The organism is Microbispora sp. CL1-1 (assembly GCF_012034195.1).
Classification (GTDB): domain Bacteria; phylum Actinomycetota; class Actinomycetes; order Streptosporangiales; family Streptosporangiaceae; genus Microbispora.
In genome coordinates, this window is the sequence record NZ_JAATEK010000004.1 from 279,883 (window position 1) to 300,618 (window position 20,736).

Consider the following 20,736-nt stretch of genomic DNA (forward strand, 5'->3'; position numbering starts at 1 on the left):
GGGCACGAGTCGCAACTTAACCGTCCAGACGGTACAGTAGACGCCGTGAGGAGAGATGAACTGCTGGACGCGGCCGAGGGCCTGCTGCAGGATCAGGGCGCCCAGGCCCTGACCCTGGCGGCGGTGGCCGAGCGCGCCGGGGTCAGCAAGGGCGGTCTCCTCTATCACTTCGCGAGCAAGGACGCGCTCGTCAAAGGCATGATCGAGCGCCTGATCGCCGACTTCGACGCCCTCATCGAGGCGCAGTCGGAGAGCACCTACACCCGGGCGTACGTCGCCGCGACGTTCGAGGCCCTGGAGACCGGCCGGCTGCGACGATGGGCCGTGGTGACGGGCGCGGCCGGCGACCCCGAACTGCTCGCGCCGCTGCGCGGGGCGATGAACCGCTGGATGCGGCAGGGCCTGGAGGACGAGCCCGACCCCCTGACCTCTCAGGTCGTACGGCTGGCCTGTGAGGGCGTCTGGGAGGTCGCCACCCACTGCGCGGGGATCATCGACTACACCGCGATCCGCGCCAAGCTGCTCGCCCTGTTGTAACGCGCCGCTCGCGGCTCTCTGACCTTCACCTGGTGGTCGCCCTTCCTTCCGGCTCTGCCGTGAAAGGGCGACCTGCTGGTGTCTGCCCGTAAATCCGGGCCTGGAAACCCACTTGACTCACCTGGAAAGGAAGCTGTGATGACCCGCGCTTTGAGGAAGGCCCGTCACGGGGCAGTCCTCACCTTCGTCCTGGCCGGCCTGATGTGCGGAACCTTCACCGTGCGCCTCCCCGCCCTGGCCGACCGGCTCCACCTGCCGGAGTCGGCCGTCGGGCTCACCCTGCTGAGCTGGGGGATCGGCGCGCTGCTCACCATGCAGCTCATGCGCGTCGTGCTGGCCAGGATCGGCAGCCGTGGCGTCCTGCGCGCGGCCGCTCCCCTGTGCGCGGCGTCGCTGGTCCTCGTCGCGTTCGCGCCGTCCTTCCCCGTGCTGGCCCTGGCCGCCGCCCTGTTCGGCATGGCGTTCGGCGCGGTCGACGTCGGCATGAACGCCCAGGGCTCGGCCGTCGAGCGCGCGTACGGCCGGCCGGTCATGAGCGGCATGCACGCGGGATGGTGCGTCGGCGCGATCTCGGCGGGCCTGGTCGGCACGGCGGCCATCTCCCTGGGGCTGTCCCTCACCGCCCACATCCTGGTCGTCGCCCTGCTCTCGGTGCCGGCGGCGCTGGCGCTCAGCCGCATGCACCTGCCCGACCCGGCGCCCGAGGCGGGCGAGGCGGGCCGGTCCTCGTCCCGGCCCCGGCGCAGGCTGCCCGGAGTCGTCTACCTGCTGGGCGCGGTCACCTTCGCCGGGTTCATGGCGGAGGGCGTCGTCGCCGACTGGAACGGCCTCTACCTGATGGACACGCTGCGCGCCTCCGAGGCGGTCGCCGCGCTCGGCTACCCGGTGTTCGAGGCGGGCATGCTGCTCGCGCGCCTGGCCGGCGACCGGCTGCGCGGCCGCTACGGCGCCCGCGGGCTGATCATGTTCTCCGGCGCCGCCACCGCGCTCGCGTTCCTCGCGGTCATCGCCGCGCCGGTCACCATGGCCGCCGTGGCCGGGCTGTTCTTCATCGGGCTGTCGGTGGCGACGATCTCGCCGATGGCGCTGTCTCTGGCGGGGACCGCGACCCGCGAGCCCGGCCCGGCGATCGCCCAGGCGAGCGCGATGGGCTACGCGGGCCTGCTGCTCGGGCCCGTGGTCATCGGCTTCCTGTCCAGCGCGGCCTCGCTGCGGGTCGCGATGGGCGTGGCGGTCGTCCTCGGCGTCGTCATCGCCGTGGCCGCACGGCTCCTGCCCGCGTCGCGTACGGAGATCATCCCGCTGCCGGTGCGGCCGGCGCGCGAGGAGACGGACGAGGAGGTGCGCCTCCGCGCGGCGGCCTGACGCCCACGGCCCGCGCACCGCACCTCCACACCGCACCCTCGCACTCACATCTCCACACCGCGCCTCCACCACCGGGCCAGGGGTTTTACCCGGACGGCGGGCCATGACCCCGGCCCGGTGGGCATTGGAGATGCCAGGGCGCTTTTCCGCCGGAAGGCGCGGGCCGCCGGGAAGGACTCGCGAAGGAGTGCACGAGATGCGAGCCGTAGTGATGTACGCCCCCGGGGACGTCCGGGTGGAGCAGCGCGAGGACCCGGAGATCCTCGCGCCGACCGACGCGATCATCCGGCTGCCCGCGACCTGCGTCTGCGGCTCGGACCTGTGGCCCTACCGCGGCGTCGAGAAGCGCGACGGGCCGGTCCCGATGGGCCACGAGTACGCCGGCGTGGTCGAGGAGATCGGCGACGAGGTCACGTCGGTCGAGCCGGGCCAGTTCGTGGTCGGCTCGTTCTTCGCCTCCGACAACACCTGCGAGATCTGCCGGGCCGGCTACCAGTCCCGCTGCGTCAACGCGGTGCCGATGGCCTCCATCGGCACGCAGGCGCAGCGGGCCCGCGTTCCCCTGGCCGACGGCACCCTGGTCGCCACCCCCGGCATGCCCCGGGCGGACCTGATCCCGGATCTGCTGGCCGCCTCCGACGTGCTGGGCACCGGCTGGTTCGCGGCGGTCGCCGCGGAAGCGGGCCCCGGCAAGACCGTCGCGGTCGTCGGCGACGGCGCCGTCGGCCTGCTCGGCGTGCTGGCCGCCAAGCAGCTCGGCGCGGAGCGGATCGTCGCCTTCAGCCGGCACGCCGACCGGCAGAGGCTCGCCGTCGAGTTCGGCGCCACCGACATCGTCACCGAACGCGGCGACGAGGGCGTGGCCAAGATCAAGGAAATGACCGGCGGGCTGGGCGCGCACTCGGTCATCGAAGCGGTCGGCACCCAGGAGTCGATGATGCAGGCCGTCCGCTCCACTCGCCCCGGCGGGCACATCGGCTACGTCGGGGTCGCCCACGGCGTCGCGCTGCCCGGCCTGGAGCTGTTCTACGCCGCCGTGCACCTGCACGGCGGCCCGGCCCCGGTGCGCCGTTTCCTGCCCGACCTCATCCGGCTGATCTGGGACCGCACGATCAGGCCCGGCAGGGTCTTCGACCTCGAACTGCCGCTGGAGCAGGCCGCCGAAGGCTACCGGGCCATGGACGAGCGCCGGGCCGTCAAGGTGCTGCTGCGCCCCTGAGAACGGCCGGCTTCCGGCCCGTGCCGCGCGTTCACACGGCACGGGCCGGGCGCGTCACTTGCGCTTCTCGATCTCCTCGGTGAGCTGCGGGACGACCTGGAACAGGTCGCCCACGACACCGAAGTCGGCGATCTCGAACAGGGGCGCCTCGGCGTCCTTGTTGATCACGACGATGGTCTTGGAGGTCTGCATGCCGGCCCGGTGCTGGATGGCTCCGGAGATGCCGGCCGCGATGTAGAGCTGCGGGGAGACGGTCTTGCCCGTCTGCCCGACCTGGAACTGGTGCGGATACCAGCCCGCGTCGGTCGCGGCCCGCGAGGCGCCCACCGCCGCGCCGAGCGCGTCGGCGAGCTTCTCGATGATCGCGAAGTTCTCGCCCGAGCCCACGCCCCGGCCGCCGGAGACCACGATCGCGGCCTCGGTCAACTCCGGACGGGCGCCCTTCTCCTGGACGACCCGCTCGACGATCCTGGCCGCGCGGGCGGCGTCCGACAGCGCGACCTCCACCTTCTCCTCGGCGCCGGCCGCGGGGGCGGCGACGGGGGCGGTGCTGTTCGGGCGGACCGTGATGATCGGCGTGCCCTTGGTCACGCGGCTGTGGACGTTGACGCCACCGCCGAAGATGGACTGCTCGGCGACGAAGCCCTCGCCGACGCCCACCGCGTCGGAGATCACACCGGAGTCCGTCTTGATCGCCAGGCGGCCGGCGATCTCCTTGCCCTCACCGGTCGCGGCGACGAAGACGGCTGCCGGGGACCGCTCGGTCACCAGATGCGCCAGCACCTCGGCCTTGGGGGCCGCCACGTAGTCGCCGATCTCGTCGGCGTTCGCCACGTAGATCTTCTCGGCGCCATACTCGGCGAGCCTGGCCTTCGCGGCGTCGGAGTAGCCGGGGCCTGCCCACACGGCGGCGGGGGTGCCCAGCGACCGGGCCAGGGTCAGCAGTTCGAGGGTGACCTTCTTGACGTCACCGTCGACGTGCTCGACGAGAACCAGAATCTCACTCATCACGGGGCCCCTCAGATGAACTTCTTCGACGCGAGGAACTCGGCGGCCTTGGCTCCGCCGTCGCCCTCATCCTTGATCACGGTGCCCGCGGCACGCGGCGGGGCGGCGGCGAAGTCCACGACCTCGCTCCAGGAGTTCGCGAGGCCCACCTGGTCGGCCGCGATCTCCGCGTCGGCGACCCCGAGGGTCTCGACCGGCTTCTTCTTGGCGGCCATGATGCCCTTGAACGACGGGTAGCGCGGCTCGTTGATCTTCTCGACCACCGACACGACGGCCGGCAGCGACGCCTCGACCTTGTCGTAGCCGTAGTCGGTGATCCGCTCGACCCGGATGGCCGTGCCCTCGACCTCGACCTTGCGGGCGAGCGTGAGCTGCGGCGCGCCGAGCCGCTCGGCCAGCATCGCGGCGAGCATGCCGGTGCGGGCGTCGGTCGACTCCGACCCCAGGATGACCAGGTCGAAGCCGATCTTCTTCAGTGCCTGGGAGATGGCGTAGGAGGTGCCCAGGGCGTCCGACCCGTGCAGCGCGTCGTCGTGCAGGTGCACCGCCTTGTCGGCGCCCATCGCCAGGGCCTTGCGGATGGTCTCGGTCGCCTTGGCGGGGCCCATGCTGAGGACGGTGACCTCGCCTCCATGGGCCTCCTTGAGCCGCAGCGCCTCCTCGACCGCGTACTCGTCGAGCTCGTTCACGACGCCGTCGGCGGCGTCGCGGTCGAGCGTCTTGTCATCGGACCTCAGCTTGCGCTCGGTCGCCGTGTCGGGGACCTGCTTCACGCAGACGACGATGTTCATGGCCGGTGGCCGACCTCCCCTTTCCGTACGGCTGACGCCGCGGTTCTCGGTACGTGGCGCGGGGTACGCGCACGTGATGCAAGACTGCCAGGTGCTAGCGGGCGCGCCTGTGCAGGTGGCCCGGGTGTCGAGCTGACCCTGGTCCCCCCAGGCGTATGTTACCCATCGGTAGCTTAGGTGCAAACCTCCAGGTTTTTACGGCCGCGTCCTTCGGCTGAGGAATCACCCAGAACCCGGTCACGCCCACTGCCACCCTACCGAACTATGTTCCGGAAGCATCGCGGAGGCCCCACGGCCGGAACTCACCCCCGCTCCGGCGTCCGATATGTTGGCATTTCTGCGGGCCGATCTTGGGGGGGTGCCGCCGGTGCGCAGGATGTGGGTGATCGTGGCCATGGTCGTGAGCCTGTCCGGCTGCGGCGTGGTCACCGACATGATCGCGCACCGCGCCGACGCGCCCAGCCCGCCCGCGTCACCACGGCCGGCGTCGAGCACCGCCCGCACTTCGTCCGCCGGCCCCACCTCCTCCGCCACCCCCGCTAACACCGCCACCGCCGGGACGGGGCTGACGCTCCCCGAGGCGAGGCAGGCCATGACGAAGTGGGTGGGCGAATACAACGCGACGCTGCGCAAGCGCAAATGGTGGAACAAGAACGACCTGCTCGACGCGCTGTTCATCGAGGCGGCGCTGCACGAGGGCGTGCTCGAACGCAACCACGAGATCTTCGGCTCGAAGCCGGGGCACAGGCCGATCCACGTGATCGGCACGCCGACGATCTACCTGCCCCGGCCGGAGCTGCAGCCGTCGATCGGCGACTGGTTCATCGCGCAGGCGACCTACAAGGACACCGAGGGCCACGCCCGCCCCCACGTGCTCGCGTTCTTCCGCTCACCCGGGCAGCCGTTCAAGCTGGCCGTCGCGACCCCGCTCCACTGGGGCCGGCGGATGCCCAAGCCGCGGCTCGACGCCGACGGCTACATCACCGACATGGACAACGACATGGCGCGCGCCGTGACCCAGGAATATCTGAACTTCTGGAACAACGAGAAGAAAGAGGGCGCCTCCGGCTATCGCCTGGCCAAGGACAGCTACAGCCGCAAGGCGTTCCCCGCCGTCAACAAGGGGGCGTACGTCGCCTTCGAGGGGCACGGGGCGGTCTTCGGCTTCCGTACGTCGGACGGCGGCTCGTTCTTCCTGTTCGGCATGGTCAACAACCCCCACCACGTCAACCAGGTGCTGAGCGAGGCGCTGGTGGTGCCCCGGGGCAGCCGGACCATCCAGGAGGTCGGCGCCGACTGGTTCTCCTAGCTCGCGACCACCAGCATGACGAGCAAGAACACCACCGTGCCGACGGCCATGAGGAGCGTCACAGTGCTGAACAGCGTGCTGAGCAGCGCCCACACCGCGACGGCCCCGACGCCGCCCGCGAGATCCACCACGAGCCGCCGCCGCGACCTGCCCAGCAGCCCGAACCCCGCGTCCACGAGCAGCGCGATGCCGTAGAGCACCAGCAGCAGGAGCGACACCTCGGGCAGGTTGGCCCGCGCCGCGGCGGCGAACAGGCCGACCACCACCGCGGAGCCGATCACCCAGCGGCGGTGCAGCTTCTCGCGGTGCGCGGCGCGCGGGTCGTCCACCTCTCCCCTGCGGCTCTCCCGCGCGGGCCGGCGCTCCCGCCGGTCTCCGGGCCGCCACTGCTGGGTGGGCGCCTCCGACAGCGCGGGCCGCGCCGGCTCGATCCCGTCCAGCACCGGCGCGGCCTCTTTGAGGAGCCCGGCCAGCTCGGCCGTCTCCGGGCGGTCCACCGGATCGGTGCTCAGGCAGCGCTCCACGATCGGGACGAGCCACGACGGCACGCCCGTCAGGTCGGGCTCGCGGTGGACGACCCGGTAGGCGATCGCCGCGGCCGGCCCGGTCCCGTACGGCTGCCGCCCCGAGGCGGCGTAGGCCAGCGTCGCCCCCCAGGCGAACACGTCGGCCTCCGGCCCGGCCTCCCGGCCTTCCAGCACCTCGGGGGCCAGATAGCCGGGCGTGCCGACGACGGCGCCCGAGGCGGTGACCGAGGCCGACTCCAGCGCGCAGGCGATGCCGAAGTCGATCACGTACGGCTCGCGCTCGGAGACGATCACGTTGGCCGGTTTGAGGTCGCGGTGGACGACCCCGGCCGCGTGGACGGACTCCAGCGCCTCCGCCAGCCCCAGGGCGAGCCGCAGCAGGTCGGCCCCCGCGACCGGACCGTCGTTGGCCACGACCGCGCTGAGCGGCCTGCCCTGGACGTACCGGGTGACGATGTAGGGCCGCTCCCCCGACAGGGAGGCGTCCAGCACCTCGGCGACGTGGGCCCCGCGCACCCGGCGCATGGTCTCCACCTCGCGGGCGAGGCGGGTGATGGCGAACCCGTCGGAGGCGACGTGGGGATGCAGGACCTTCACCGCCACCGTGCGCCCGTCGGGGTCCAGTGCGAGGTGGACCTCACCGAACCCCCCGGAGCCGAGGGCGGAGACCAGGCGATAGGGACCAAGCTGTTCCGGCGTGCCCAAACTGTGTCTCCCGCTTCGCTCGTCGGGACGCTCTCATCCGATGGTCGCGCCGAAAGCGCGCGTCGAACACTTCCCTCGCCGCTCGGAGTCGGTCGTCCCTCGCTCCACTCGCTCCTCAGTCCGGGCACCGGGCGCGCCCCTCCGGCGTGCCGGTGCCGTTTCGCTCCATGCCTTGCGGTTCACTATCGGGATCGGGCCGGTCAGGTCCAGAAGGTCAGGAAGCCCAGGCCGATCCTGTCCATGATGTCGCCGATCACGCCGCCGATCAGGTTGACGACCGTGTTCTGACCCCTCTGTTTGAGGTCGGCGACGATGTGGTCCACCGCCACCGACGGCGGCCGCCAGGGGATCCACGAGGCGTCCGCCGACAGCGCCGTCATGACCGCGAACAGCGCGACCGTGCCGACCGCGATCGTCACGATCATTCCCGCGCCGGGGCTCCGGATCACCGCGCTCAGCGTCCGGGAAACCGCCTTGCGGGGGGCCTTCCCGCCGGGCAGGAGGAACAGCCCGGCCACGAAGGCGCCCGCGGCGTACGCCGCGGCGGGGTCGGGCCTGACCCCGCCGAGGTAGTGGAATCCGCCCCAAACGCACATCGCGAACATCAGGGCCAGCGGCACCTGCACCACTGTCGCCAGCCCGGCCTTGATCAGCGCCCACGGCGTGCCGAGCACCGCGAGGAGCGGGTCGGCCCCGCTGCTGCCCCGCGCCGCCCGGCGGTCGGCGAGGTCGCCGAGCAGATACTGCCCCACCCGCAGGCACAGCGCCGCCACGACGGCGAACAGGCTCACCACGACCGGCAGCAGGCAGGCCAGCGCCACGATCGTGGCCAGCAGCAGTGCCGCGAGCACGGGATGCGGGGCCCGGTAGGGGGCCCGCCTCGCCTCGGGCTCGTACGGCGTGGCAGGAGGCGGCGCGACCCGGGGCTCCGGGTAGCCCGCCACCCGCTGGTCGGTGTACGGCTGGTAGACCGGCGGCTCGTAGGGCGCGGACTGGTAGGGCGGCGGCGCCTGGCCGTACGGCAGGGCCTGCGGGTGCGCCGGGGGCGGCGCGGACTCGGGACGGCGCTGCCTGGGCGCCCGCGACTCCCTGGGCTCCCGGCGGGGCCGCTCCGGCTCCACGTAGTTCACCGGCGGCAGCAGGTCGGAGTAGCTGTCGTCGTCGGCCGGCAACATGCCGGTGCGGCTCCCGCCGGCGCCGTTCAGTGTGCCGGATCCGTTCACCGGGCCGCCGTCCCTCCGCGCCACTTCGTCGAGCACGCGCGTGCCGTCCAGGATCCGCGTCCCGCCGTCGCGCGGCGGCTCGTGGGCCGTCTCCCTGAGCACGGTGACCGAGGGGTCGAGCTGACGGGTGAGCCTGAGCAGCGACGCGGCCGTGGGGCGCGACGTCGCCTCGGGCGTCATAGCGAGGCGGAGCCAGTTCCGCATCCAGGCCGGCGCGAGGTCCACCTGCGCCTTGCCTTCGAGGATGTTGTAGCAGATCGACTCGAACGTGCCCGAGCCGAACGGCGCCTTCCCCGTGGCCGCGAAGAAGACCGTGGCCGCCAGCGCGTGCACGTCGGCGGCCTGGGTGATCTCGGTGTCCCGGATGATCTCCGGGGCGAGATAGCCGGGCGTGCCGACGAACATGCCCGTCTGGGTCAGCCGGGTGGCGTTCACCAGGTGGGCGATGCCGAAGTCGATCACGAGCGGCTCGCCGTCCACGAGCATCACGTTGGCCGGCTTGAGGTCGCGGTGGATGACATCGGCCGCGTGGATGGCGACCAGGGCCTCGCACAGGCCCACCGCGAGCCGGATCACGCCGTCGTCGCTGAGCGGCCCGTCTTCCAGCACCGTCTGCTCTAAGGTCCGCCCGGGGGCGTACCGCGTCACGATGTAGGGAGCGGCGCCGGTCAGGTCGGCGTCGAGGACCTCGGCGACCCGCTTGCTGCGCACCCGCCGCATGGTCTCGACCTCGCGGGTGAGCCGGTCGCGCGCCTTGAGGTCGGTGGCGACGTGCGGGTGCAGCACCTTGACCGCGACCTCGCGCCCCTCCGCGTCAAGGCCGAGATGGACCACCCCCATGCCGCCCTCGCCGAGCTGCCGCAGCAGCCGGTAGGGCCCGATCCTCTCCGGAGCCTCAGTAGCCGACATGTCGTCCCCCGTCACCCGTTCCCCGCCTGGTTACGCAGGTCTTCCAGTCGTTCCAGTAATGACACAACGTCGATTGGGCCCCAGAAGTGCCCTGCTGTCTGATTACCCAGAAGGCTGGAGAGCGCGACCGCCGCCGTCAGCACCGCGAGGGCGCCGATCCCCCAGGCGAGCCCCCTCGCCGCCCCCTCCCCCGGCACCAGGGAGGCCAGGGTCCGCCGCATCTGCCTGCCCGGGCCCACCACTCCGGGCCCCGCGCAGATCGTCCACAGCGCCGTCGCGACCCCCCAGCTCAGCGCCGCGAGCCGGAGCGCGGACGTGTCGCCGAGCAGGATCGTGAGCAGCAGCGTCACCGGCAGCCCCAGGATCAGCGCGTACGGCACGAGCGCGATCGTGATGCCGATCGACTTCACGAGCTCCGCCGGGCGGCTCAGCACCCGCAGCACGTCGGCCGCCGCGGCGCCCGCGGGACGGCGGGAGTTGAGGTGCGGCTGGGCCAGGTCGGCGGCCCGCAGCAGCACCACGGCCGGCACGGCCACCAGGCACACCAGCAGCGGCGCCACGACCGCGAGCGACGTCATCACGACGAGCAGCAGCGCGCTCGCGATCCCGTACGTCTTGGAGCGCTGGAACAGCCCGCCGGGCGAGAACGGCATGGGCGGCGGGGGCGGCACCCGCACCGTCGGCATGAACGGCGTGGGGTTCGGCTGGTGGACCTGCGGAGTCCGCTCGTAGATCTCGGGCGCGTGCCCGAAGATCGCGTGGTCACGCGCCGCCACGTCCCCCTGCTCGTAGGACCCGTGCTGTGCGGATCCCTGCTGTGCCGTCCCGTGCTGTGCCGTCCCGTGCTGGGCCGTCCCGTGCTGGGCGGGCCCGGGGGATGCCGCGCGTGCTCCCGTGGGGTCGCCGGCGACGGCCTGGCGCACCTCCTCGGAGGTCACCCGCCGGGTGGGGATGTCGCCCTCAGGGTGCAGCATCGGCGTGGGCCACTCGTCCGCCGGCCGGACAGGCGGCGCTGCGGACGGCCCGCCGGTCGCGACCCCGGGGCCCGCCACGGGCGTGCCCGGGAACGCGGGCGGCCCGGACGGACCAGAGGGACCGGACGGGCCGGTCGGCGAGGGGCGGGGCGGAGCCATCCGGGTGGGGATGTCGCCCTCGGCCGGGCCGTGCGGCGCGCTCGGACCGCTCGGGCCGTTCGGACCACTCGGGCCGCTCGCCGGACTGGTCGCCGGGCCGTTCGGCCCGAGGCCCGCCCGGCGCAGGTCCTCTCCGGTCACACGGACGGTCGGGAAGGGGTCGCCGCCCTGGCCCGCCGCCGGGGTCTCGCGCAGCAGCGAGACGAACTCCTCGGCCTTGCCGCCCGGCTGGGACGGCGTGACCGGCGGCGTCGCCACGGGCGCGACCGGCGGGCCGACCGGCGGCACCGGCGACCCGCCCGGCGGCGGCCCTGTGACCGGCCCTGTGACCGACCCTGTGACCGACCCTCTGACCGGCCCTCCCGGGCGGCCTGGCCCGGGGACCTGCTGACCGCCGGTGTCGTCCACATTGGGCACCGTCGTGATCTCGTCGGGCACGCGGGGCCTGCCGCCCGGCGACTGGGGCAGGAGCCGCGAGAGCTGCCGTACGAGCTCGGCCGCGGTCGGCCGCCGGGCCGGGTCGCGGTGGAATGCGGCACGCAGCATCGGCTGGATCGGCCCGGGGGCGGCCTCGACGTTGGCCCGGCCGGAGGTGATGTTGAAGAAGATCATCTCCAGCGTGCCCTTGCCGAACGGCGGCTGGCCGGTGGCGGCGTAGAGCACGGTGCCGGCCCAGGCGTGCACGTCCACCTGCGGCCCGGCCTCGTGCCCCTCGATGATCTCCGGGGCGAGATAGCCGGGCGTGCCGATGAACATGCCGGTCTGGGTGAGCCGGGTGGCGTCGACCGCCTGGGCGATGCCGAAGTCGATCAGCACCGGCTGGCCGTCCAGCATCAGCACGTTGCCGGGCTTGAGGTCGCGGTGGATGACCCCGGCCGCGTGCACGGCGGCGAGCGCCTCGGCCACCCCGACGGCGACCTTGAGCAGGGCGTCCAGGGGCAGCGGGCCGTCGTTCTTGACGATCTCGTCGAGCGGCCGGCCCGGCACGTAGCGGGTGACGATGTACGGCCTGCGTCCCGTGACGTCGGCGTCGACGACCTCCGCGATGTTCGGCCCGCGCACCCGCCGCATGGTCTCGACCTCGCGCGACAGGCGTCTGCGCGCGACGTCGTCGCCCGCGACCTCCGAGCGCAGGACCTTGACGGCCACCTGTCTGCCCTGCGGGTCGAGGGCGAGGTGCACCACGCCCATGCCGCCCTCACCGAGCCGCCTCAGCAGCCGGTACGGGCCCAGTCGGTCGTCCTGATTCATTGCCTAAGCACCATACCGACTAAAAGAACGCCCATGAGTGAACCATCGCGCCACATCTCCAGTCAGCACAACGGAGAAAAGACGCCGACGGTTTCCCGGCAGTCGGTCAAATGGTGAGCGCGAGAACCTCCCCACGCGTCGCCGCGACCAGCGCCTCGCCGGAAAGCGCCAGCTTGGAGCGGCGCACACCGCTGCCGATCACCACGAAAGGCCGCCGGGTCACGTTTTCGTCAACGAGCACCGGCCAGCCCTCGGGAAGGCCGATCGGAGTGATCCCTCCATACTCCATCGCGGTCAGTTCGACGGCCTCCGTCTGCGGAGCGAAGGACGCCTTCCGCGCGTCCAGGTGGCGACGGACGATTCCGTTGACGTCGGCCCGGTCGGTGGCGAGCACCATGACGGCGGCGTACCGCGTCTGCCCGCCCCGCTTGGCGGCGACGATGACGCAGTTGGCCGAGTCCTCCATCGCCACGCCGTACCGCTCGCAGAACGCGGCGGTGTCGGACAGCGCGGGATCGATCTCGGCGACCTTCACCGTGACGTCGAGCGAGGCCACGGCCTTGGCGACGGGATCGGCGAGCAGGTCCGGCCGGTCGGACGCGGGAACCCATTCGAGCGGCATTCAGCCCTCCTTGACGGCGCGCTCGTGCAGTCGGGTGACCACCCTAGAGGCAGCTCCGAGCAGGGCGGGCGTCAGCCGTACCGGCCGCTGCCGCAGGCGACCTGGCCTCCGATCATGGAGAAGAGCCCGAACACCGCCATGATCTCGTGGTAGTCGTCGGTGGTGAACTCGGTGTGCCGAGTTCCGGCGAGCCGTACGCCGGGCACGATCGAGCAGGCCGCGGCGATGGCGGTGGAGTTCCACTCCACACCGAGCGTGTACGGCGGCTCGACCACGTAGGGCCGGAAATCGGACAGCCTGCCCAGGGCACGGGCCGCGGCCTCGCGAATGCGCCGCGAGGCGACGGCCGGGGGCAGCAGCTCGGCGGAGAACTTGTCGATGCCCTTCTTCACGGCGACCGTCTCGACGTCGCCGAGCAGTTCCCTGGCCTCCTCGCACACCGCCTCGTCACCGGTGACGAGCGCGACCGGCACGCCCAGCGAGCCCGCGAAGCCGGCCACGATCCGGGTCTCGCCGCAGACCTCGCCGTTCAGGTAGACGTTCTGGATCTCCTTGCCCATCCACGTGTGGTTGAGCACCCCGTGCGGCACCCCGGCCCGTGCGTGATAACCCGCGAAGCAGGCGGCGTCCATGCCGGCGACGAGGCCCTGACCCATGCGGTGCGGCTTGCCCGGACCCCTGATCAGCGTGGCGCGCTCGTCCAGCAGGTCGATCCTGAGGTTCTTGGTGGACCCGTGGGCGTCGTTCACCAGCACGGACGCGGCGCCCGCGTCGAAGGCGCCCTGGATCACCGCGTTGGCGTCGCCGGTCATCAGCTCGCAGCCGCGCTCGTATCCGCGGCCCCCGAGGTGCATCTCCTCGGGGTCGGTCAGCCCGGTGACCCCCTCCATGTCCACCGACAGGTAGATCTTCATATCGCCGCCCATGCCTCCACCTGGCGCTGCTCGTCCGCGGTCATGAGCCCGACCTGCTCCCGCATGTACGCGCCGACTCGTTCGCGCCAGGGCTCCGGCGTCTCGTCGATCGAGGGCGGGTAACAGCGGTCCATCCAGCGGGTGGACTCGACAGTCGCCTTAAGGTACTCCGCCGCCTTCGCGAACGGTGTGTCCTCGATCCCCGGCACCCGCGCGCAGCCGTACTCGATCGTCTCCTGGCCAGAGTACGGCGGCGGCTGCTGCCAGGCGCGTGCGGGGACCGACCGGGCGGTGAGCGTCGTCGTGATCGGCCGCCCCTCGACGGCGGCGAGGATCAGCTCCTTGCGCAGGCACTTGCCGCACTTCCGGCATGGTCCCGAGGCGTCGCCCCGCAGGCACCAGCGCACCAGGTGCGCGAGGTCGGAGCCCAGCGCCATGCGCATGGTCACGGGCTCGCTCACGCCCCCGACCGGGAGCACCAGCGGGAGCCCCGCGGCCGCGTACAGCGGGGCCCATTTCCCCTGCGGCGCCCACATGGGGTTGTCCGGGGTGTAGCGGTTGACGTAGCGGTCGCTGCCGAGCCAGCGCGACCCGATCTCGTAGCCCAGCGCGACGCCGCCGAGGTCGAGGTCGTCGGCGAGGAGCAGCGCCCCCACCGTGACGGCGTGGTGCTCGGGGAAGCCGGGCCGGGGACGGCTCAGCAGGAACTCCAGGTCCGACTGGGCGATGTGGAGTTCGCGGCCGGTCTGCCGGGCGAGCTGGGCCAGCACGTCCGAGCGGTAGTGCGTCCACCGGTTGGGCACCCGGGGGTGACTGACCCGCTGGAAGTGCACGAACGGCGCGTCGGGGAACATCGCGGCCACCGCCATCGAGTCGGCGCCCCCGCTGTAGGAGATGGCGAGGCGGGTGCCGCGCCTGGCGTCCGCCCCGACCGGCCCGGCGTCCACGCCCCACGCCGTACGGAACGCCTCGGCGAGCCCGGCGGAGATCGGCCGGTCGAAGGTCACCCGCCGCCTGGTCCACGGCGCGACGACGGTCCACGCCGCGACCGCGAGCAGGTCGGGATGGGGGGACGCGCCGGCGTCCCCTGTCCGGACGTGGCAGGAGTTGGTCCGCAGTTCGACGGGGTGACCGTCGGTGCAGGCCCCCGTCGTCTCGTCCTCCGGGTCGAGCCGGAAGACCAGCCGCCACACGTCCGCGTCACGCGTCCATCGCACCCGCACGACCGGTCACCCCGCCCGCCCGGGAGCGCCCACCCGCGCCGACAGGTCGTCGATCGCCTGCCAGATGCGCATCTCGTTCTGCAGCAGCGTGTCCACCGCCGCAGCGATCTCGGTGGCCAGCCGGTGCGCCTCGGCCGCCTTGGGGTCGGCGGCCGGGGTGGGCGCGGCGGCCGGTTTCACCGGCGCCGTGGAGATCCGCCGCAGCCGGTCGACCTCCTCACGCAGCCCCACGACCTCGCGGCGGAGCATCTGGACCTCCCAGATGGCGTCCTTCAGGTCCTGCCGGTGATCGGGTTTGGTGACGTATCGAGAGTCGAGCCGGGACAGCAGCGCCCGGCGCAGCCGTGACAGGCCCAGCACTCGCAACCGCATCATGGACCGCCACGATAGTGGCATTTTGGAGCGTTTCTTGACGCAAAATTTGAAGTCGCTCAAAGGACCCTGGGAAGCCGCGATAAGGCCGGTTCGCGTCGGTCGCGCCTCTCACCACGCAATACAGTCGGCGGTTGTGCTTTACGGCAGATCGGCGGAGACGGCCGCGATAGACGACCTGATCGCCCGGGCCGGGAAGGGTCAGGGCGGCGCGCTCGTGCTGCGCGGCGAGGCCGGTGCGGGCAAGACGGCGCTGCTCGACCTGGCGGCCTCCCGCGGCGCGCCCATGCGCGTGCTGCGCACCACGGGGGTCGAGGCGGAGGCCGACCTGGCGTTCGCCGCCCTCCACCAGTTGCTGCTGCCGGTGACCGGGCTGCTCGACGCGCTGCCGGAACCGCAGGCCGAGGCCGTACGCGGCGCGCTCGGGCTGGCCCCCGCCGGTTCGGGCGACCGGTTCCTGCTGGCGGCCGGGGTGCTGTCGCTGCTGGCCGAGGCCGCCGCGCCGGACGGGCTCATCTGCGTCGTGGACGACTTCCAGTGGGTGGACCGGCCGTCGGCCGACGCCCTGCTGTTCGCCGCCAGGCGGCTGCGCACCGAACCGATCGCGATGCCGCTGGCCGTACGCGGCGACACGCCGGTGCCGGGCCTGCCCTCGCTGGAGATCGCCGGGCTGGCCGAACCTGCGGCCGCCGAGCTGCTCGACGCCGGCTTCACGCTCGCGCCGCCGGTCAGGCGCGAGCTCGTGGCGCTGACCGGGGGCAACCCGCTGGCGCTGCGCGAGACGGCGCGGCTGCTCACGGACGCCCAGCGGGCCGGTCGGGAACCGCTGCCCGACCCCCTGCCCGGTGGAAGCCGGCTCTTCGGCGACCGGGTGGCCGCGTTGTCCGCGGGGGCACGGCTGACCGCCCTACTGGCGGCGGTCGAGAGCGATCTCGGCCTGGTGCTGCGGGCCGCCGAGCGGCTGGGCGCGGACGAGGCGGCGCTGCCCGAGCTGGAGTCGGCCGGGCTCGCGGGCGTGTCCGGGACGCGCGTGCGGTTCCGCCATCCGCTGATCCGGTCGGCGGTGTACGAGGCGGCCTCCCCCGCCGCACGCCGCGAGGCGCACGCGGCACTGGCCGAGGTGTCGGATGCGTCCGAGATATCTGAGGGAGACCGGCGGGCCTGGCATCTGGCCGGGGCCGCGCTCGGTCAGGACGAATCGGTCGCCGCCGCCCTCGCGCGGGCCGCGGAGCGGGCCCGGGACCGAGGCGGCTATGGCGCCGCCGCCACCGCCCTGACCAGGGCCGCCGAGCTCACCCCCGCACCGCTCGTGCGCGCCCGGCGGCTCACGGACGCCGCCGAGGCCGCGTGGCTCGGGGGCCGTCCCGGCCAGGCCGAGTCGCTGCTGGCCGAGGCGCGCGAGCTCGCCGGGGCGGACACCGCGCTGACCATGGAGATCGCCCGGCTCCGCGGACGCTTCGAGCTCAACTCCGGCAACGCCGCGGAGGCCGTACGGATCCTCGCGGCGGGCGACACCCTGGACATGCTGGCCGACGCCTCGGAGGCGGCGTCGTACGTCGGCGACACGGCGGCCATGATCGAGATCGGGCGGCGGGCGGCGGCCTTCCCCGAAGGGTTCCTGCGCGACGTGGTCGCCGGCATCGGCGCGACGCTCGCGGGCGACGGCGGGCACGACCTGCTCAGGCGGGCGCTCGGCCGTACGGGTGAGCTGCGCGAGGCGGCCGATTTCCTGTGGGCGACGGCGGCGGCCAGCCATCTGGGCGAGGTGGACCTGTCCGCCGAGCTGGCCGAGCGGGCCGGGCGCGTGGCCAGGGTCTCGGGGATGGCCGGCCAGCTTCCCGTGGTGCTGGAGTTCGTCGCCACCGCGGAGCGGCTCGCCGGGCGCCTCGCCGAGAGCCGGGCCGTCTCGGAGGAGGGCCTGGAGCTGGCGCGCGAGGCCGGATATGCGAACACCGTGGCGGCCCACCTGGCCAACCTCGCGGCCGTGGCGGCCCTGCGCGGCGAGGAGGAGGCCTGCGCCCGGCATGCCGGGGAGGCGCTCGCCATCGCCGTCCCCCACCGGGTGGGCCTGCGCGCCGGGCTCGCGGCGTACGCCCTGGCCATGCTCGACCTGTGCCTCGGCCGGTTCGCCGCCGCCCACGACCGGTTCACCGCGATCGCCGCCGCGGGCCCGGGAGCCGGTCATCCCACCGTGGTCTGGCGGAGCACGCCCGACCGGATCGAGGCCGCCGTCGGCGCGGGCGACGCCGACGCCGCCCGTGCGGCCCTGGAGGCGTACGAGCGCTGGTCGTCCCATGCGGGGACGGCCGAGTCGCGGGCGCTGCTCGCCCGGTGCCGCGGCCTGGTCCTGCCGGACGACCAGGCGGTCGAGGCGCTCGGCGAGGCGTCGCGCCTGCACGCCAACCCGTTCGAGGCGGCCAGGACGGGACTGCTGCTGGGCGAGCGGCTGCGCCGTACGCACCGGCCGGGAGAGGCCAGGGCGCACCTGCGAGCGGCGCTGGAGACGTTCCGGCGGGCGGGAGCCGATCCGTGGGCGCGGCGCGCGTACGGCGAGCTGCGCGCGGCGGGCGAGAGCGTCCGGCCGGAAGAGAACGGGCCGGAGGAGAACGGGCCGGAGACGCCCGTGGCGGTGCCGGACGTGCGGGGGACGGCGCTCGACGCGCTCACCCCGCAGGAGCTGCGCATCGCCACCCTGGTGGCGGACGGCGCGACCAGCAAGGAGATCGCCGCCCGGCTGTTCCTGAGCCCGCGCACGGTCGAATATCACCTGTACAAGATCTATCCGAAGCTCGGCATCACCTCGCGTACGGAGCTGGCGCGGCTAGTAGTTCTACGGAAGGCGCCGGCGGCCCCGCGCAGCATGCTTTAGCCCATGCCAAACATCTGGAGTGAAGAGTTCGGGGCCGCGGCCGACGCGCCGATCGTGCTGGTGATGGGGTCGATGTCGCAGGGGATCCTGTGGCCGGACGCGTTCGTGGGCCGGCTCGTCGCGGGCGGCCGGCGCGTGATCCGCTACGACCACCGCGACACCGGGATGTCCGACGTCGTCGACTTCTCGAAGGATCCGTACACATGGGATGACATCAAGGACGACGTGCTGCGGGTGATGGACGCGCACGGATTGGACAGCGCGCATCTGGTCTGCCACTCGGCGGGCGGGCTGCTCGGGCAGCTGATCGCGGTGGAGCGGCCGGAGCGCGTGCGGACGCTCACCGTCATCGCCTCGTCGCCGCTCGGCGGTGGTGAGGGCGCGGTGCTCATGCGGGCGCTGATGGGCGAGCCGCAGCCCGAGGGCAGCCTGCCCGAGCCCACGCCGGAGTTCGTCGCGTTCTACCGCGAGGTGATCGCCGCGCCGCCGCCGCGCGACCGGCGGGAGCGCATCGAGCGCATGATCGCGGAGGACCGCGTGCTGCACGGCACCGGCCTGCCGTTCGACGAGGACGCCTCGCGCAGGCTGGCCGAGCGCGTGTACGACCGGGCGCGGGACCTCGACGCGGCGGCCAACCACCGGCTCGCGGCGGCGGCCAAGCCCGGCTTCGAGCCGGTGGGCGTCCTGCACCGGATCGAGGCGCCCACCCTGGTCGTCGAGGGCACGCACGAGCCCGCCAAACCGGGCCACGGGGCCGTCATCGCCGAGCGGATCCCCGGCGCCCGGCTGATGACGGTCAAGGGAATGGGCCACACCCTGCCGCCCGAGGTGCACGCCGAGCTGGCCGGCGCCGTCCTCGCCCACACGGCATGACCCGTCAGCGGCCGGTGAATTTGGGGCGGCGCTTCTCGGCGAAGGCCGTCATGCCCTCCCGGGCGTCCTGGGTCGCGAACAGGCCGGAGAACTGGAGGCGTTCGATCTCCAGGCCGGTGTCGAGGTCGGTCTCGAGGCCGTGGTCGATCGCGAGCTTGGCCGCCCGCACCGCGGCGACCGGCCCCTGGGCGAAGGTCGCGGCGAGTTCGAGCGCCGCGGTGTAGACCTCGCCGTCGGGCACCACCCTGTCGACCAGGCCGATGGCGAGCGCCTCGGCGGCGTCAACGTGCCGCCCGGTGAAGATCAGGTCCTTGGCCCGGGCGGGCCCGACGAGCCGGGGCAGGCGCTGGGTGCCGCCCGCGCCGGGGATGATCCCGAGGGTGATCTCCGGCTGGCCGAGCTTCGCACTCTGCCCGGCCACCCGGAAGTCGGCGCACAGCGCGAGCTCGCAGCCGCCGCCCAGGGCATATCCGGTGATCGCCGCGATGACCGGCTTGCCGATCCGCGCGACCGCGGTGAAGCAGTCCTGCAGAGCGCGCGAGTGCACGGCCATGTCGGCGTAGGACATGACCGCCATCTCCTTGATGTCGGCGCCGGCCGCGAAGACCCGTTCGCCGCCGTAGACGATGACCGCGTGCGTGCTCGGATCGGCGTCCACGAGGCGCGCGGCCTCCGCGATCTCCTCCTGGACCTGCCGGTTCAGCGCGTTCATCTTCGGCCGGTCGAGCCGGATCGTGGCGACGTGCTCGGAGATCTCGACCCTGACGAATTCACCCATGGCCCCCACCATAAGGGGGAGATCAGCGGCCGAGCGGGAGGGGCCGCGAGGGCGTGGCCGCCATCGCGGCGGTGACCTCGTGGTAGACGCGCTCGTATCCTCTGATCATCACGGGCACGTCGAAGTGCCGGACGACGCGGTCGCGCACCGCGTGCGGGTCCAGCGCGGAGACCGCCTCGATCGCGGCGGGCAGCTCCTCGGGCGTGTCGCGGATGTAGCCGGTCACGCCGTCCACCACGATCTCGGGCGCCGCGCCCCGCCGCAGCGCCACCACCGGGGTGCCGCAGGCCATCGCCTCGATCATGACCATGCCGAAGGGCTCGTCCCAGAGCAGCGGGAACACCAGGCACCGGGCCCGGGAGAACAGGTCGCTCTTGAGCCGCTCGTCCGCCTCCCCCAGGTATTCGACGCCGGGCCCGAGCAGCGGCTCGATCCGTTCGCGGAAGTAGGCCCGCTCCGCCGGCTCGGTGCGCCTGCCGACCAGCAGGATGCGGCGGCCCGCCGCCCGCGCCGCCTCGATCGCGAGGTGCGCGCCCTTGTCGGGGCTGAGCCGCCCCAGCCACAACACCCAGTCGTCCTTGCGCTCCCGGAACGGCCACGCGGCGACGTCCACCGCGTTGTGCACCCGCCCCACCCAGTTGAGGCCGGGCGCCTGGGCGCGCTGGGCCGAGGAGATGGCCACCAGGGACACGTCCGTGCCGAGGCTCCGGTAGTAGTCGCCCAGCTCCCCGCTCACGTCGCTGTGGCAGGTGACGACCGTCGGCACGAGCCGCCCCCCGGCGGTGAGCGGCCCGGCCAGCGAGTGGTCGTGGACGACGTCCACCTCCAGGCCCCGCAGGAGGCGGGCCGCCTCGGCCGCGTGCACCACCTCGGGGAAGGGCTCGCCGATCCGGTCCGAGGGCGGCTCGTCGTAGGTCCGCAGATCCACCTCGCGGCCGGCCCCGATGACGGTGACCCGGTGCCCGCGCGCCCGCAGACCACGGACCAGCGTGGCGGTCACCGCCTCGATGCCGCCGTACGCGCGGGGCGGCACGTCATACCACGGCGGGGCGATCATCCCGATGTGCAGGGCCTGTGCCATGGTGCTGGTCTTACCCCTCCCACCTGC

At 73.2% G+C, this 20,736-nt stretch carries 17 protein-coding genes; 6 read left to right on the forward strand and 11 right to left on the reverse strand.

The features are described from left to right. The first annotated feature begins 45 nt into the window (after positions 1-45). The 3 genes from HCK04_RS07315 to HCK04_RS07325 all read left to right on the forward strand — a co-directional run bounded on the left by HCK04_RS07315 (position 46) and on the right by HCK04_RS07325 (position 3,121). Entirely contained in the window at positions 46-537 is a 492-nt protein-coding gene (locus HCK04_RS07315; protein ID WP_142646162.1) for a TetR/AcrR family transcriptional regulator, read from the forward strand. Between the two features lie 138 nt (positions 538-675). Further along, positions 676-1,902 (forward strand): MFS transporter, encoded by a 1,227-nt coding sequence (locus HCK04_RS07320; RefSeq protein ID WP_142646164.1) that lies wholly within the window; start codon positions 676-678, stop codon positions 1,900-1,902. A gap of 196 nt (positions 1,903-2,098) precedes the next feature. After that, entirely contained in the window at positions 2,099-3,121 is a 1,023-nt protein-coding gene (locus HCK04_RS07325; RefSeq protein WP_142646166.1) for a zinc-dependent alcohol dehydrogenase family protein, read from the forward strand. 54 nt (positions 3,122-3,175) lie between these two features. Here the strand turns inward: HCK04_RS07325 and HCK04_RS07330 are convergent, their stop codons facing one another. Next, positions 3,176-4,129 (reverse strand): electron transfer flavoprotein subunit alpha/FixB family protein, encoded by a 954-nt coding sequence (locus HCK04_RS07330; RefSeq protein ID WP_142646168.1) that lies wholly within the window; start codon positions 4,127-4,129, stop codon positions 3,176-3,178. An 11-nt stretch (positions 4,130-4,140) separates the two neighbouring features. Further along, positions 4,141-4,920: an electron transfer flavoprotein subunit beta/FixA family protein gene (locus tag HCK04_RS07335; protein ID WP_142646170.1), complete on the reverse strand. Its 780-nt coding sequence runs from the start codon at positions 4,918-4,920 to the stop codon at positions 4,141-4,143. 367 nt (positions 4,921-5,287) lie between these two features. On the opposite strand from HCK04_RS07335, the gene HCK04_RS07340 reads away from it, so the two are divergent. Further along, entirely contained in the window at positions 5,288-6,229 is a 942-nt protein-coding gene (locus HCK04_RS07340; RefSeq protein WP_168065710.1) for a hypothetical protein, read from the forward strand. Here the strand turns inward: HCK04_RS07340 and HCK04_RS07345 are convergent. From HCK04_RS07345 to HCK04_RS07375, 7 genes are all read right to left on the reverse strand, one after another. Further along, entirely contained in the window at positions 6,226-7,461 is a 1,236-nt protein-coding gene (locus HCK04_RS07345) for a serine/threonine-protein kinase (RefSeq protein ID WP_142646176.1), read from the reverse strand. The two genes, HCK04_RS07340 and HCK04_RS07345, sit on opposite strands and share 4 nt — an antisense overlap. A 200-nt stretch (positions 7,462-7,661) precedes the next feature. Further along, positions 7,662-9,593 (reverse strand): bifunctional serine/threonine protein kinase/MFS transporter, encoded by a 1,932-nt coding sequence (locus HCK04_RS07350; protein ID WP_142646178.1) that lies wholly within the window; start codon positions 9,591-9,593, stop codon positions 7,662-7,664. A gap of 11 nt (positions 9,594-9,604) precedes the next feature. Continuing rightward, on the reverse strand, positions 9,605-11,977 hold the full coding sequence (locus HCK04_RS42075) for a serine/threonine protein kinase (RefSeq protein WP_185948931.1): 2,373 nt from the start codon (positions 11,975-11,977) through the stop codon (positions 9,605-9,607). 106 nt (positions 11,978-12,083) lie between these two features. Next, on the reverse strand, positions 12,084-12,599 hold the full coding sequence (locus HCK04_RS07360) for a YbaK/EbsC family protein (RefSeq protein ID WP_142646179.1): 516 nt from the start codon (positions 12,597-12,599) through the stop codon (positions 12,084-12,086). Positions 12,600-12,670: 71 nt separating this feature from the next. After that, positions 12,671-13,525 carry a M55 family metallopeptidase gene (locus tag HCK04_RS07365; RefSeq protein ID WP_240971089.1) on the reverse strand — a complete coding sequence of 285 codons (855 nt, stop codon included), beginning with the start codon at positions 13,523-13,525 and terminating at the stop codon, positions 12,671-12,673. Further along, a complete protein-coding gene (locus tag HCK04_RS07370; protein ID WP_142646181.1) occupies positions 13,510-14,736 on the reverse strand; it encodes a DUF6395 domain-containing protein in 1,227 nt (408 codons plus the stop codon). Before HCK04_RS07370 ends, HCK04_RS07365 begins: the two co-directional genes overlap by 16 nt. Positions 14,737-14,742: 6 nt before the next feature. Next, on the reverse strand, positions 14,743-15,111 hold the full coding sequence (locus tag HCK04_RS07375) for a hypothetical protein (protein ID WP_240971091.1): 369 nt from the start codon (positions 15,109-15,111) through the stop codon (positions 14,743-14,745). Positions 15,112-15,244: 133 nt separating this feature from the next. Between HCK04_RS07375 and HCK04_RS07380 the strand changes: the two genes are divergently transcribed. Beyond that, the gene (locus tag HCK04_RS07380) at positions 15,245-17,977 is read left to right on the forward strand and encodes a helix-turn-helix transcriptional regulator (protein ID WP_142646183.1); all 2,733 of its coding nucleotides are present in this window, start codon (positions 15,245-15,247) and stop codon (positions 17,975-17,977) included. A gap of 3 nt (positions 17,978-17,980) precedes the next feature. After that, on the forward strand, positions 17,981-18,850 hold the full coding sequence (locus HCK04_RS07385; protein WP_142646185.1) for an alpha/beta fold hydrolase: 870 nt from the start codon (positions 17,981-17,983) through the stop codon (positions 18,848-18,850). 4 nt (positions 18,851-18,854) lie between these two features. Here HCK04_RS07385 and HCK04_RS07390 read toward each other — a convergent pair whose 3' ends face one another. Together HCK04_RS07390 and HCK04_RS43425 are read right to left on the reverse strand one after the other, a co-directional pair. After that, positions 18,855-19,628, reverse strand: coding sequence for an enoyl-CoA hydratase-related protein (locus HCK04_RS07390; protein ID WP_142646187.1), 774 nt, complete (start codon positions 19,626-19,628; stop codon positions 18,855-18,857). A gap of 22 nt (positions 19,629-19,650) precedes the next feature. Beyond that, complete coding sequence (locus HCK04_RS43425; protein WP_142646189.1) at positions 19,651-20,709, reverse strand: glycosyltransferase family 4 protein; 1,059 nt, start codon at positions 20,707-20,709, stop codon at positions 19,651-19,653. Between the last annotated feature and the right edge of the window lie 27 nt (positions 20,710-20,736).